This is a genomic window from Alcaligenes faecalis (assembly GCF_005311025.1).
GTDB lineage: Bacteria > Pseudomonadota > Gammaproteobacteria > Burkholderiales > Burkholderiaceae_B > Alcaligenes > Alcaligenes phenolicus.
In genome coordinates, this window is record NZ_CP031747.1 from 452,158 (window position 1) to 465,564 (window position 13,407).

The window sequence follows — 13,407 nt, forward strand, 5'->3', positions numbered from 1 at the left end:
GTGCCGAATGCTCATTGTAAAATCAGCGATTCGCCATCGTTTGCAGCAATGCAACTGCGCCATTCTGCTTGGCAGGACGCTTATTTAGGTTTTTATCGAATGTCTGACGTATTGTTAATTGAATCGCTGGATCTGGAAGGACGCGGCGTCGCCCACAAAGAGGGCAAAGTGGTGTTTGTGGAAGGTGCCTTGCCCGGCGAGGAAGTACTGGCCGAGACGGTGCGCTCCAAGGACTCCTACGATAAAGCCCGCATGACGGCCTTGTTGAAAGCCTCGTCGCAGCGTGCTGAACCTCCCTGTCCCAACTTTGGTGTCTGTGGTGGCTGTGCCATGCAGCATCTGGAGCCCTCGGCCCAGGTTGCGGTCAAGCAGCGCGTTCTGGAAGATTCCCTGGGCCATATCGGCAAGGTGCAGCCGGGCCGTGTGCTGGCGCCCTTGCACGGCCCTTACTGGGGCTACCGTTATCGCGCCCGTTTCTCCATGCGCTACGTGCCTAAAAAGGGTGGGGTGCTGGTTGGCTTTCGTGAAAAGAATGGCCGCTATGTGGTGGACATGACGGAATGTCGGGTACTGCCTGCCAAGGTTTCTGCCTTGCTGGAACCCTTGCGTTCCTGTTTGGCTGGTTTGTCTCGCCCGGATCGTTTGCCTCAGATCGAGCTGGCCATGGGCGACAAGATTACCACCTTGACCCTGCGTCACATGGAGCCGCTGACTAGCGAAGATATCCAGCGTTTGCAGAGCTTCGGTCAGGAGCACGACATCAGCTGGTGGCTGCAGCCCAAGGGCCCGGAAACGGCCCATCCTTTGCTGCGCGAAGATGCGGACAAGCTGGCCTACGCACTGCCCGAATTTGATTTGCGTATGCCGTATCGCCCTACGGACTTTACGCAGGTGAACCACGACATTAACCGCAGCCTGATCTCGCGTGCCTTGACCCTGCTGGACGTCAAGCCCGAGCATCGTGTGGCGGACTTGTTCTGTGGTCTGGGTAACTTCAGCCTGCCGCTGGCACGCCGTGCCGCCGAGGTGGTTGGCATTGAAGGCAGCAGCACCTTGACTGAACGTGCCGGTGAAGCAGCCTTGGCCCACGACCTGCAGGACAAGGCAACATTCACAACGCTAAATCTGTTTGAGGTGGACGTGCAATGGCTGCGTGACCTGGGTCATTTTGATCGCATGTTGATTGACCCACCGCGTGATGGTGCCTTTGCGGTCGCCACTGCTTTGGCGCAGCTGGAAAAGCACGAACGCCCCGAGCGTCTGGTTTATGTGTCCTGTAGCCCAGGTACTCTAGCTCGGGACGCCGGTGTATTGGTTCACCACGGTGGTTATACGCTGGAATCGGCCGGGGTGGTGAATATGTTCCCGCATACGGCACACGTGGAATCAATTGCCGTCTTTACACGCTAAGTACACATAAGCAGGCTTGAACTAAAACGCCCCACAAATTGGACAGAGCTCCAGTTTGCGGGGCATTTTGTTTTTTCTTGGGGGCTTTGTCAGCTCGTTCGCCCAAGGTGCTGTTGCCTTCAATCCCGACCAGTTGGGTGGTATCGCGTTTTGAAGGCTGGCGGAAAGATCAGTCGCGTTCAGGTGCTTTTCTCGAGATGTGGGCATGAGCCAGCCCGTGTCCTTGCCAAGGTGGCCGGCAGCTATATGCTTTTTATCACCACGTTTGAAGGCTAGGCTGGCTGATCGGTTTTGTGTGTTTGATTCGGTCCGTTGCTGGTTTTACTGCTTGGTGGCAGGTGTCGCCGCTTTACCAGCATGGGCAATCAAGCCATCGTGTATCAGCTCCATCATCATCTTGAATACCTGCTCGGATTGCAGATGCACAAAGCGCGGCAGAATCTGGCGCAGCATAGGCACATCCTCGGCGGGCCATTGTTCCAGTTCGTTTAGCTCTTCCTCAGTCACCGGGCGGATAAGTCCACCTAACTCGCCCTGAATCAATCCATATAAAGCGGCATACCAGCCCACACAGGCGGCGGGGATTTCGGCATCGCTCAAACCGCCATCGCGCAAGGCCCTGTATACCTGCTCAAGAACCAGATAGTCGGCTTTGCCGGTATTCAGAAAACGCTGCATTTGCTGAAAAGTCTGTGGGTGGCCCAAGGCCAGCTCACGGTACTGTCGGGCCAATTCATACAAACGCTCTGTCCACGACAGACCTGTATCCACGGCCTGAATGCGGCCTGTCAAATAATCTGCCATCGCACGCAGCAAGCCGTCCTTGGACTTGAAGTGATAGAGCACGGCCATTGGATCGCAACCGACTCGCTCTCCCAGCTTGCGTAAAGAAAAGCCGCTGTCTCCGGCTTCCTCCATTAAGGTGACGGCGGCGATGACCAGCTCGTCCTTATTCAGTTTGCGTGTGCGCGAGGCGGGTGCTTGGGCCAATAGAGTTCCTTTGATAGGGAAAGGGCAGATTTGCCAAGTTTAACTCTACAGAGTAGAATAAATTAATTCTACAGCGTAGAAGAAGATCGTTCCACCCCGTTTTTATAACGGGGTGTTGATAACGAGACAGAACGGAACGCCGCGTTGACGGGGCGTCACCGGAGCATTCCGCTCTGTGATCCAGGCGGCCAAAAGGCCGTAACAGACACAGGACATTTATGCTTATTTCTAAACCGACTCTTTTAAACGATGTTTCCAGCGCAGAGAGCTTGCTGGTCAGTAATCCCCGATTGTGGAACTGGCGACAAGGCCATCTGAACGAAGCCGTCGCGCCCGCGACGTATTACGAAGCATCGCTAGCCCCCTGGACCCGCTTTGATCCTCTGCAAGCCGACACGCAATGTGATGTGCTGGTAGTGGGTGGTGGCTTGCTGGGGGCCTCTACCGCCTTGCACCTGGCCCGCTCCGGCCTGGACGTGGTGCTGGTAGAAAAAGACAGTATTGGCTCTGCCGCTTCAGGTCGAAACGGTGGTCAGCTGACTCCCGGTCTGGCCCGTTGGGAAGCCGCAGACATGATTGCGCATCTGCCTTTGGATGAGGCCCGTCGTTTATGGCGCTTCGCGTCGCATGAAGCCATGGATCTGCTCGATCAGATTGCTCAGGATTACGAGCTGGATTTTGATCGTCGTCGTGGCCATTTAACGGCTGCCATTCACGCAGGCCATATGGGCGCATTGGTAGAGGGGGCGGATGCCCGACGCTATCTAGGCGATACCAGCGTGGAAGTTGTGGGTAGCTACGAGCTGGAGCAGGAAATCCGCTCGCCCTTGTATCACGGTGCTGTGGTGGATACTCTGGGCGGTCAGTTGCATCCCTTGGCACTACTGCGTGGTCTGGTGTATGGCTTGGTTCAGCATTGCGGTCGAGTTTATGAAGGCAGCCCGGTCGAAGAAATCGAGCAGACGGAAAAGGGCGCTTTGGCTATCACCCCCGGTGGCACGATTCTGGCCCGTCAGGCCTTGGTGCTGGCCGTGCATGACACGACTTCGCAGTTTTTGCCGACGCAATCCAATACCACTGTTCCGTTCTATACCTACGTAGGTGTGACTGAACCTTTGGAGTGTCCAGTCAGCGAGTTGCTGCCTACAGACCGTGCGGTGTATGACACGCAATTCCAGATCGACTATTACCGCGCCGTGCGTCAAAACCGCCTGTTGTTTGGCGGGCAGGGCACCGGCACCAGTTGGTCCCCCGAACGTATCAATGACTACCTGCTGGATCGTATTCAGACCGTTTTCCCGCAGCTGGAACAGGTACAGCTGGACTTTTCCTGGAGCGGGATCAGTGACTTTACTCTGAACGGGGCAACTGACTCGCGCAAGACCGAGGATGCGGTACCTGTGTACATGGTGCATGGCTGGAGTGGTCACGGCGTGGCGCAAACCGTGCGTATTGGTAAAGCCATTAGTGACGACGTCATGGGTCGCAACGAGGACTTTGCCATGCTGACGGATATCACCCATCGCAGCATTCCTCTGGGCCATCAGTTGTCCGGCCTGGCGATCCCAGTGGTCAAGGCCGCCATTGGCATGATGAGTGCGGTGAATCCCGGTCGTCTGGTGTCTTTCTAAATACGTTTTCAAGCCCCTGCTTAGCAGCGCTGACTAGGGCAAGCCCTTACTTGTTTTCGATCCTGATTGTTTTACATTGTGATTTCCTATTTGTATTGGCTTCAATATTTTAGGTTCATAAGAATTTTCAGTATCATAAAAACAAGGGACAGATATGCAGAAAGGGCTTGTTCGTACAGGGGTTGCGGCCACTGGTTTGATTTTGGGTTTGGCGGGGGCACCGGCCCATGCGCAGGTGCAGTCGGTAGAGGTGATGCGTGACAGCTATGGTGTGCCGCACGTCTTTGCCGACAGCCACTATGGCTTGTATTACGGCTATGGTTATGCGGTCGCCCAAGACCGTCTGTTCCAGATGGATATGGCGCGCCGCTCCTTTGTAGGCACAACAGCCGCCGTTCTGGGTCCTGGCGAGCAGGATGTCTACGTCAAGTACGACATGCAGGTGCGACAGAACTTCACCCCTGCCTCTATTCAGCGGCAGATTGCAGCCTTGTCCAAAGATGAGCGCGATATTTTCCGTGGCTACGCCGATGGCTATAACGCTTATCTGGAGCAGGTGCGCCGTCGTCCTGAACTGCTGCCTAAAGAATACATAGACTTTGATTTCCAGCCCGAGCCGCTGACCGACTTTGATGTGGTCATGATCTGGGTGGGCTCCATGGCCAATCGCTTCTCCGACACGAATCTGGAAGTCACCGCGCTGGCCATGCGCCAGTCTCTGGAAAAACAGCACGGCCCGGAACGTGGCCGTGCCTTGTTTGATGAACTGCTGTGGATCAATGACACAACAGCCCCCACCACCGTTCCGGCACCCGCTGCCGAGCGCAAGCCACAGGCGCAAGCAGGGACGCAGAATCTGGCTCATGTTTCTTCACAAGTGCTGGCTGCCGAGCTGGAGCGTCAGGACCAGCGCTGGGGTGGCCGTGGTCCCGACTTCGCGCCCAAGGCCAGCAATCTGTGGAGCACTCGTCCCGAGCGCGTTCAGGATGGGTCTACGGTCTTGATCAATGGCCCGCAGTTTGGCTGGTACAACCCGGCCTACACCTACGGTATCGGCCTACATGGTGCAGGTTTTGATGTGGTGGGCAATACTCCCTTTGCGTATCCCATTGTGCTGTTCGGCACCAATAGCGAGATTGCCTGGGGGGCGACTGCTGGTCCCCAGGACGTGGTGGATATGTATCAGGAGAAACTCAACCCGGCGCGTGCCGATCAGTACTGGTTCAACAATGCCTGGCGCACGATGGAGCAGCGCAAGGAGCGTATCCAGGTACGCGGTCAGGCTGATCGTGAAATGACGATATGGCGCACCGTACACGGCCCCGTGATGCAGTTTGATTACGAACAGGGCACGGCTTACAGCAAGAAGCGCAGCTGGGATGGTTATGAGGTGCAGTCCTTGCTGGCTTGGCTAAATGTAGCCAAGGCGCGCAACTGGACGGAGTTTCTGGATCAGGCCAGCAAGATGGCGATTTCGATCAACTGGTACTACGCCGACAAGCACGGCAATATCGGCTATGTCTCTCCTGCTTTCTTGCCCCACCGTCCTGTCGATCAGGATATCCGCGTGCCAGCCAAAGGGGATGGCAGCATGGAGTGGCAGGGCATCAAGAGTTTCGACGCGATTCCCAAAGCCTACAATCCGCCCCAGGGCTATCTGGTCAATTGGAACAACAAGCCTGCGCCGAATAAGACCAATACGGATACTTACTACTGGACCTATGGCGACCGAATGAACGAGTTGACCAGCCAGTATCAGCAGAAAGATGTGTTCAGCGTGCAGGAGATCTGGGCGTTCAACAAGAAGGCGTCCTACAGCGATGTGAACTGGCGCTACTTCCGTCCGCATCTGGAAAAGCTGGCGCAAAGTCTACCTGCCAATGACGCTGGTCAGGCGGCGTTGACGGCCTTGCTGGCCTGGGATGGTATGGAACGCGATAAAGCTGGAGAAAATGCCGGACCGGCTCGGGTGCTATTCAAAACCTGGCTGGAAGAAATGTACAAGCAAGTCCTGATGCCGGTGGTGCCTGAATCGCATCGCGCCATGTATAGCCAGACGGGTTTTGCCACGCAGCAAGGTCCCAACCCTGGTTCGATCAACTTGAGCATGGGCACCAAGGTACTGTTGCGTGCCTTGGCCCTGGAAGCCCATCCTGATCCCAAGCGTGTGAATGTCTTTGGTGAGCGTTCGTCTCAGGAAATCATGTACACAGCTTTGCAAAATGCGCAGGCCCGCTTGAGCCAAGAGCAGGGTGCCCAGATGGAGCGCTGGACCATGCCGACCTCGGTGCACCGCTTCAGTGACAAGAACTTCACGGGAACGCCGCAAACGACGTCGGGCAATACCTTTGCTTTTACCGGCTATCAAAACCGAGGCACGGAAAACAACCGTGTGGTGTTTGATGCCAAGGGCGTGGAGTTCTGCGATGCCATGCCGCCCGGCCAAAGCGGTTTCACCGACCGTAATGGTGTCCGCAGCCCGCATTATGAGGATCAGCTGAAGTTGTACGAGAACTTCGAGTGCAAGACGATGGATGTGACGCATACGGACATTCGTCGTAATGCGCAAAGCAGCACGATGCTTTTGATTCAGCCGCAGCCTTAACGTTGAGTGCGGCACCTGCACTTTTTGGGGCGGTGCCGTTTCTTCGATCGCTGCTGGGGGGGGTTAGCAGGCCTGGAGATGCACCCCTCAGAGGGAATTCGCAAAGGTAGCTTGCCAGTATCAGCAGCGAAGCTGAGTACGAAGTCTAAGTTGCCAGTCCGGGCAGGCAGGATTGGAAGTAGGTCGAAGCGGTATAAATCTATTGACTCTGGTTGATCTAACAGAAGCTGGCAGATCTATCGGGCAGAAAACGACCCAAACCGGAAGTTCGTCTTGCACCAAAGCGGTCATTCAGCCCGTACCCGGCGCCCACAAAAAAGCACCAAGGACATGACTCCCTAGTGCTCTAAAAAGCCAGCGGCCATCAATTACCGCCAGCTATAGGCGCAGCTTTCGCTGCATTGCAATCGTCACGCCATCACTAGCGGCGCATGTACAGGCCGAGCGCTGCAAAGCCCAGCACCATCACCGACAACAGCAGCCGCTCCCCCAGTTCGCCAAACAGCGGCACCGGTGTGGGAGTTGCAGGAACCTCCACAGCCGCTGTCACGTTAATGCTTTAAGTCTGTACCACTGTGGGCACTCATGGTGAACTAAGCCGCCTCCGGCATTCAGCGCATCTCGAAGATGCAGGACGGGGTTCATCACGGGTTTGAACCCGAATTTTGCATACGCCGGCGCACACCACGGAACATCTTTAAAAGTCGTCAGCGTCAGCGCAGCCAAGCCGGTCTCCACCGCATATTGGTAAGCGCTGCGAAGCAGTCCCGTGCCAACACCTTGTCGTTGCCAATCGCCATGAACAGAAAGCTCCCAAATGTGAAGCTCATGATTCAAAACTTCGGCATTCAAAAATCCGACCAGGTTGTCCTGCGATGTCTCAGCGACCCAAACGCTTCTCTTGAGAATGAGCCGCTCATGTTCAGCCCGCGCGATGACCTGGCCAGCTGCCAGCCAATCCAAATGGGGGATAGCTCGATAGAGCTCGCTGGCGGACTTTTCGATTCGCGGCAAATATGCCGCGTCCTCAAGGGTGGCAACACGAATGAACATGTGGGCGGAAATGACCGGTCAATTGGAAGGCTGCACCCGCGCCAGTGAACCAGGCACTTTAGTGAGGTGCAGTCCTCCACAACGATTGTGGGGTAGCATCTGCACGCAAACTGTACAGATGCTCTTGGTCAGTCTATCGCTTGACCGCACTCAGATAACGGAAGCCGCCGCCTGCAATCTGCAAGCCATCTCTGCGGCCCGCGAAATAGCGGGCGTTGAGTTCTGCCGGCCCCAAGTCTTCATCGACTTCAAAGCCCGCAAATGACAGCAGTTCACGCATGCGCTCCGGCGTGCAAGATGATTGCCACGGCTCGCCTCCCGCAGCCATCATGCTGGCCGTGAACTGCATCATGACTCGCTCCACAGGATGCAGTTGGGCCTCATCCAGGCGGTAGTCCAGCGTAACGGTGGAGCCTGGAGCAAGTTGCTGTAACGCAGCAATCTCGCGCTCAACCACATCGTTGCAAAGGTAGACGAGCACCCCCAGCACAGACAGGCTGACAGGCTTGGCAAGGTCTGCTCCACCTGCGAGAAGACCATCAACACTGGTCATCTCCCGCAAATCGGTGGCTACATAGCGCAGGCTTGCGGGCTGAGCCCATCCGTTGTCTGTATAAAGGTCTGTCTTCCATTTCTGCATTGAAGGCTGGTCCAGTTCAAACGTGGTGACGGCAGGAAGCGTGGACGCACTGCGCAGTGCCCATGTATCCAGACCTGCCCCGACTACGCCGTATTGCACAGTCCCGTTGGCAATGGCTTTCAGTAAATGGTCTTCCGCGAATCGTGAGCGGGCTACGATGCCCGCCCGCATGGAGCGTGACGGGACATCGTTTTGCACCATTGGTTCGCGCATCAGTGATGCAGCATTGGCGCTTCCCAAAGACGCTATGGCGAAGGGGTCCTTGAATACCAGGTCGCCTTCGAGAATCTGGTGCGCTGCTCGTGAAGTGGCGACACGCATGGCCGAGGGGCTTGGACAGCCAGTGAATTTCATTGGAATACTCCTGTTGTTAGTTCAACGAAAGGAGCACTTTCAGGCCTGACGTAACGTCAGGGTCAAGAAGCAGCAGCTTCGAGGTATGCCCTCAGCTGTGGACCAACAAAGTGACCGAGCGCCAATATGGGCTCCGAGGTATAGGCCTGCTTCAGCTTGACCGCAAGCGACATATCCTGCGCTACGGTTCTAAGCGAGAGTTCGCGATATCGCGCCACCAACTCGCGCGCAGCCTTTGTCTTTGGAGAGACTCTATTGGCGAGCAGCCTCTCTCCTTGAGCCGCAAATGTCTCCCACTCAGGCCCTGTAGAGCCATCCAGTCTGTTAAGTTCGTCTGGCGAGAGATGACGGCGCAATGCTTCCAGGCGCAACTCGATGGCTTGTTCAAGGTATTGCATGAGCTCTGGCTCAAGTCCAGCGTGCCGCGCCGTCTCAGGCGCTTCCCGATGCATTCGCGCCCAATCAAGGATGGCGCCCAGCCGTCCTCCGAAAACAGACATTGCGATGTTCATCCACCGTTGTGCGAGCAACTGTGTTTGCGCTGCATCGACCGGAACATCGCCGCTTCGGCATGCAAGCAATTTTCCGGCAACTGGCTGCCATCGGGCCTTGGCGCGACGCCAGCGCGCAAGCAGCCGCCGTACGTCCTCTGAGGGAAGGTACAACTGATGAGTCTCAAGGAGGCGAATGCCGTCGAGCAAATCACCGGCCGATGCGTTTTGGCGAGAGACAGCGTGCTCCAGAAACAGCAGCTTTTCTTTGAGCTCCTGGATTTCCACCAGCTTGCGCGTAGCATCTTCTACCTGGCGACGCAGTAACACTTGAGGTGTGACTTCACCTCCAGTCAATGTTGCCGCAATCGCTTCGAGGCTGAGTCCTAGTTGTTTGAGGGACTGAACGGCATGCAATCGCTCGATGTCGTTGGCACTGTAGAGGCGATACCCCGACTCGCTTCGAGCACTGGGGCATACCAATCCGATATGGTCGTAATGATGCAGAGTACGTACAGTGATACCCGCACGCTTGGCGACTGCTCCTATGGTGAGATGAATGGCGTCCACGGTTTACACGGTTTGTCAGATTTACCACGATTGTCTGGTAAAGGTCGAGCCTGTAGGGGGTAACCGCCCTAAAGCGGGCTTAGCGTTCTTTCAATTGCCGGCATGGCGGGTTAACCTAAGTCTGCGACACACGCTCAAGGCCATCCGAAGCTTCCGGCCCGTAGGTGCCAAACGACAACTTGATGCCGCGCTGCGCTGGTGTAAGCATGCTCTCGGGTGAAAGCTCCATGCCCTTGCTATTATTGTCCATGAACCATCCGCAGAACAGGTCAACACGAAACCGAGTCACGATGTCACCCTAAACCGCTAGGTCCGACGTGACTTGACCAAGCAACTCCGAGACCTGACCATCCAAGTCTTCTGGCTCGGTCTCCTTCGCCCTTAGACGCCACATGCCAGAGTTCTTCGTGCCAATGCGGCCCGATGGGCTCTAAGGAATCTGCGGCCCTTTCACATGAGCTGACGTCGGCATTGCACTGAGTAGCCTCGAAATTTCCTCAGGCACTAGTTCGTCACCCATGATGCGCAACGTTGCCACAGACCGTTCGAGATGAACCATTAGTGAAGCCTATTCAGATTGACGAAGGACCGCTGTTGGCTCCATTGTGCCCGTGGAGCGAATGTCGGGTCATGGCCGAAAGCAGCAGTTCCAGTCCTAACCCTAACGCAACTGACAAAACACGTCAGATCAAATCTGAGTCAATGCCTAAAAAAAAGCCGCTCCTAGAACAGGAGCGGCTTTTTCTGCTTTCAGCAGTCGCTGCTTATTAGCCTGGAATACGATCCAGAATACGCTGTGCTTCGATACGGACACGTTCGGGGGCGGTGCCACCGATGTGTTTGCGCGAAGCGACCGAGCCTTCCAGCGTCAGCACGCCAAAAATATCCGACTCGATACGGCTGTCGAATTTCTGCAGCTGTTCCAGGTTCAGATCAGCCAGATCGCAACCCAACTGTTCACACTCACGCACGGCCAAGGCCACGGTTTCGTGGGCATCACGGAAAGGCAGGCCTTTCTTGACCAGGTAGTCGGCCAGATCAGTAGCAGTCGCAAAACCTTGCAGCGCAGCAGCTCGCATGGCTTCTGGCTTGACCTTGATGCCGGAGATCAGGTCTACAAAAATGGTCAGGGTGTCGCGAATGGTATCAGCCGAATCGAACAGACCTTCCTTGTCTTCCTGGTTGTCCTTGTTGTAGGCCAGCGGTTGGCCTTTCATCAAAGTCAGCAGGGCAATCAGGTGGCCATTGACGCGACCGGTCTTGCCACGGGCCAGCTCGGGGACGTCGGGGTTTTTCTTTTGCGGCATGATGGAGCTGCCGGTGCAAAAACGGTCAGCCAGATCAATAAAGCCCACGCGTGGGCTCATCCACAGCACCAGCTCCTCGGAGAAGCGGGAAATGTGCGTCATGATCAGGGCGGCAGCGGCGCAGAATTCGATGGCGAAATCGCGGTCCGACACGGCGTCCAGCGAGTTGCGGCACACATCGTCAAAGTTCAGCAGCTTGGCAACCATTTCACGGTCGATCGGGTAGCTGGTGCCGGCCAGAGCGGCCGCGCCCAATGGCAGGCGGTTAACGCGCTTGCGGCAGTCTTGCAGACGCTCGGCATCGCGCTGGAACATTTCAGCATAGGCCAGCAAATGGTGGCCAAAAGTAACGGGCTGTGCCACTTGCAGGTGGGTGAAACCGGGCAAAATAGTGTCTGCCTGAGCCAGTGCCAATTCAGCCAGCTTGCGCTGCATCTGGGCCAGCAGGTCCAGGGCAATGTCGATTTCGTTGCGCAGCCACAGGCGGATATCGGTGGCGACCTGGTCATTGCGCGAGCGGCCAGTGTGCAGGCGCTTGCCCGCATCGCCAATCAGCTCGACCAGACGTTTTTCAATGTTCAGGTGCACGTCTTCCAGATCTAGCAACCACTGGAACTGGCCTTGGGCGATTTCGTCCAGAATCTGGCTCATGCCACGTTCAATGTCGGCCTTGTCCTGCTCGGTGATCACACCGACGGCAGCCAGCATGCTGGCGTGGGCCAAGGAGCCCTGAATATCAAAGCGGGCCATGCGCTTGTCAAAGTCCACCGACGCTGTGTAGCGTTTGACGAGGTCAGAGACGGGCTCGGAAAAGCGAGCCGACCAGGCCATGGCCTTATTGGCGAACTGGTCTTGGGAAGAGGAGGGGGTGTTTGATGACATAGAGGGCAATTATAGTGGATCGGACGGGCTGACGCAGGTCATCCAGTCCCGCAGGAAACAGACGCTGTGCAGTATATTAGATAGTTTTCAGACTCTAGGAAACCATGCGGGTCCTTTTTGGGGCTGGCTGGACAAGGAAGAATACATGGAGCAAGAACGCACCTTTGCCGATTTGTTGGGATGGCAATGGATCGAAGCGTATTTACCGCAGGATCGCTGGGTACAGATTTTGGCCGGTTTGGCCATGCTGACGGTGCTGGTCTGGATTGTCAGCTGGTTGACCAGTTCCGTACTCTCACGTCTGGTGCGGCGCTTGCTGAAAGTGGCGGGCAAGGACGATTGGGCGCGTGCCCTGGTCAAGAAGCGCTTTGTGCGCAATGTGGGCTATGCCGTGCCCTTGCTGGTGGTCAGTTCCAATCTGACCTTGCTGCCCCTGGCCAAGACCTTGCTGGAAATCATAGAGCGGGTGGCCTTGCTGGGCTTTCTGGTCTTTCTCATCATGGCGATTGTCAGCCTGTTGGGGGCCTGGCAAGAGGTCTACGCCAATTCCAGCAAAGGGCGCACCAAGTCCATCAAGGGCTATGTGGAAGTGGCCAAGATAGCGGTGTGGGCGATTGGCATTATTGTCATGATCTCCATCATTCTGGATCAATCGCCTGTTCTGCTGCTTTCCGGTCTGGGCGCCTTGTCGGCGGTGCTTTTGTTGGTCTTTAAAGACACCTTGCTGTCGCTGGTGGCCAGCACGCAGATGAGCACCAATGACATGTTGCGCATCGGCGACTGGATCGAAATGAAGCAGGCCGGGGCGGATGGTTTTGTTATTGACATGGCGCTGCACACGGTCAAGGTCCAGAACTGGGACAAGACGGTCACCACCATTCCCACTTACAAGCTGTTCTCCGAGAGCTATCGCAACTGGCGTCAGATGTTTGAGTCAGGCGGCCGCCGTATCAAGCGCACGTTGAGCGTTGATGCCTCCAGCGTTCGGTTTTTGACTCCAACTGAAGTCGATAGCCTGTCGCGCTTTGCCTTGTTGCGCGATTACCTGAACGAGAAAAAAGAAGATCTGGAGCGCTCCAACCAGGAGCTGAGCCGTGCCGGTCTGGATGCGGTCAATTACCGCCGCCTGACCAATCTGGGTACCTTCCGTGCCTATTGCATGGCGTATATCAAGCGCCATCCTGAAATCCATCAGGACATGATTCAGATGGTGCGCATGATGGAGCCCACGGCGGACGGTATTCCTATCGAGGTGTATTGCTTTACCAATAAAACCGCCTGGGTGGACCACGAGCGCATCCAGGGCGATATTTTTGACCACATTCTGGCTGTGCTGCCTGAGCTTGGCTTGCGTCTGTTCCAGTCGCCTACCGGTCGCGACTTAAGCCTGGGCTTGAGTCTGGCAGCAGAAAGTCATCGTCCGTCCTTGCCGGGCGCTGCCAAAGATCCTCTTTAAATTTGACGTGCGAGTAAC

Annotated in this window: 10 protein-coding genes; 4 read left to right on the forward strand and 6 right to left on the reverse strand. The window is 56.1% G+C overall.

The window, feature by feature from the left end; translation table 11 throughout:
- Nucleotides 1-99: 99 nt before the first annotated feature.
- Nucleotides 100-1,410: a 23S rRNA (uracil(1939)-C(5))-methyltransferase RlmD gene (gene rlmD / locus D0C27_RS02130; protein WP_240688289.1), complete on the forward strand. Its 1,311-nt coding sequence runs from the start codon at nt 100-102 to the stop codon at nt 1,408-1,410.
- A gap of 321 nt (nt 1,411-1,731) precedes the next feature.
- On the opposite strand, the gene D0C27_RS02135 is transcribed toward rlmD, so the two are convergent.
- The gene (locus tag D0C27_RS02135; RefSeq protein WP_137430300.1) at nt 1,732-2,400 is read right to left on the reverse strand and encodes a TetR/AcrR family transcriptional regulator; all 669 of its coding nucleotides are present in this window, start codon (nt 2,398-2,400) and stop codon (nt 1,732-1,734) included.
- Nucleotides 2,401-2,618: 218 nt separating this feature from the next.
- Here D0C27_RS02135 and D0C27_RS02140 point away from each other — a divergent pair, with 218 nt between their 5' ends.
- Both D0C27_RS02140 and D0C27_RS02145 read left to right on the forward strand, forming a co-directional pair.
- Complete coding sequence (locus D0C27_RS02140) at nt 2,619-4,031, forward strand: NAD(P)/FAD-dependent oxidoreductase (protein ID WP_240688290.1); 1,413 nt, start codon at nt 2,619-2,621, stop codon at nt 4,029-4,031.
- A 154-nt stretch (nt 4,032-4,185) separates the two neighbouring features.
- Nucleotides 4,186-6,636, forward strand: a complete 2,451-nt coding sequence (locus D0C27_RS02145; protein ID WP_137430301.1) for a penicillin G acylase — start codon at nt 4,186-4,188, stop codon at nt 6,634-6,636.
- Between the two features lie 546 nt (nt 6,637-7,182).
- On the opposite strand, the gene D0C27_RS02150 is transcribed toward D0C27_RS02145, so the two are convergent.
- From D0C27_RS02150 to argH, 5 genes are all read right to left on the reverse strand, one after another.
- On the reverse strand, nt 7,183-7,689 hold the full coding sequence (locus tag D0C27_RS02150; RefSeq protein ID WP_060185152.1) for a GNAT family N-acetyltransferase: 507 nt from the start codon (nt 7,687-7,689) through the stop codon (nt 7,183-7,185).
- Nucleotides 7,690-7,822: 133 nt separating this feature from the next.
- On the reverse strand, nt 7,823-8,683 hold the full coding sequence (locus D0C27_RS02155; protein WP_035271803.1) for a class I SAM-dependent methyltransferase: 861 nt from the start codon (nt 8,681-8,683) through the stop codon (nt 7,823-7,825).
- Between the two features lie 62 nt (nt 8,684-8,745).
- Nucleotides 8,746-9,744: a MerR family transcriptional regulator gene (locus D0C27_RS02160; RefSeq protein ID WP_035271801.1), complete on the reverse strand. Its 999-nt coding sequence runs from the start codon at nt 9,742-9,744 to the stop codon at nt 8,746-8,748.
- Between the two features lie 115 nt (nt 9,745-9,859).
- Nucleotides 9,860-9,994 (reverse strand): hypothetical protein, encoded by a 135-nt coding sequence (locus tag D0C27_RS19585; protein ID WP_276607169.1) that lies wholly within the window; start codon nt 9,992-9,994, stop codon nt 9,860-9,862.
- Nucleotides 9,995-10,511: 517 nt separating this feature from the next.
- The gene (gene argH / locus D0C27_RS02165; protein WP_137430302.1) at nt 10,512-11,933 is read right to left on the reverse strand and encodes an argininosuccinate lyase; all 1,422 of its coding nucleotides are present in this window, start codon (nt 11,931-11,933) and stop codon (nt 10,512-10,514) included.
- A 145-nt stretch (nt 11,934-12,078) separates the two neighbouring features.
- On the opposite strand from argH, the gene D0C27_RS02170 reads away from it, so the two are divergent.
- The gene (locus D0C27_RS02170) at nt 12,079-13,389 is read left to right on the forward strand and encodes a mechanosensitive ion channel family protein (RefSeq protein WP_060185150.1); all 1,311 of its coding nucleotides are present in this window, start codon (nt 12,079-12,081) and stop codon (nt 13,387-13,389) included.
- Nucleotides 13,390-13,407: the final 18 nt, after the last annotated feature.

Excerpts from the sequence above, each read along its gene's own strand:
- rlmD (WP_240688289.1), top strand. The coding sequence starts at position 100 with ATGTCTGACGTATTGTTAATTGAATCGCTGGATCTGGAAGGACGCGGC.
- D0C27_RS02140 (WP_240688290.1), top strand. The coding sequence starts at position 2,619 with ATGCTTATTTCTAAACCGACTCTTTTAAACGATGTTTCCAGCGCAGAG.
- D0C27_RS02145 (WP_137430301.1), top strand. The coding sequence starts at position 4,186 with ATGCAGAAAGGGCTTGTTCGTACAGGGGTTGCGGCCACTGGTTTGATT.
- D0C27_RS02150 (WP_060185152.1), bottom strand. The coding sequence starts at position 7,689 with ATGTTCATTCGTGTTGCCACCCTTGAGGACGCGGCATATTTGCCGCGA.
- D0C27_RS02155 (WP_035271803.1), bottom strand. The coding sequence starts at position 8,683 with ATGAAATTCACTGGCTGTCCAAGCCCCTCGGCCATGCGTGTCGCCACT.
- D0C27_RS19585 (WP_276607169.1), bottom strand. The coding sequence starts at position 9,994 with ATGGACAATAATAGCAAGGGCATGGAGCTTTCACCCGAGAGCATGCTT.
- argH (WP_137430302.1), bottom strand. The coding sequence starts at position 11,933 with ATGTCATCAAACACCCCCTCCTCTTCCCAAGACCAGTTCGCCAATAAG.
- D0C27_RS02170 (WP_060185150.1), top strand. The coding sequence starts at position 12,079 with ATGGAGCAAGAACGCACCTTTGCCGATTTGTTGGGATGGCAATGGATC.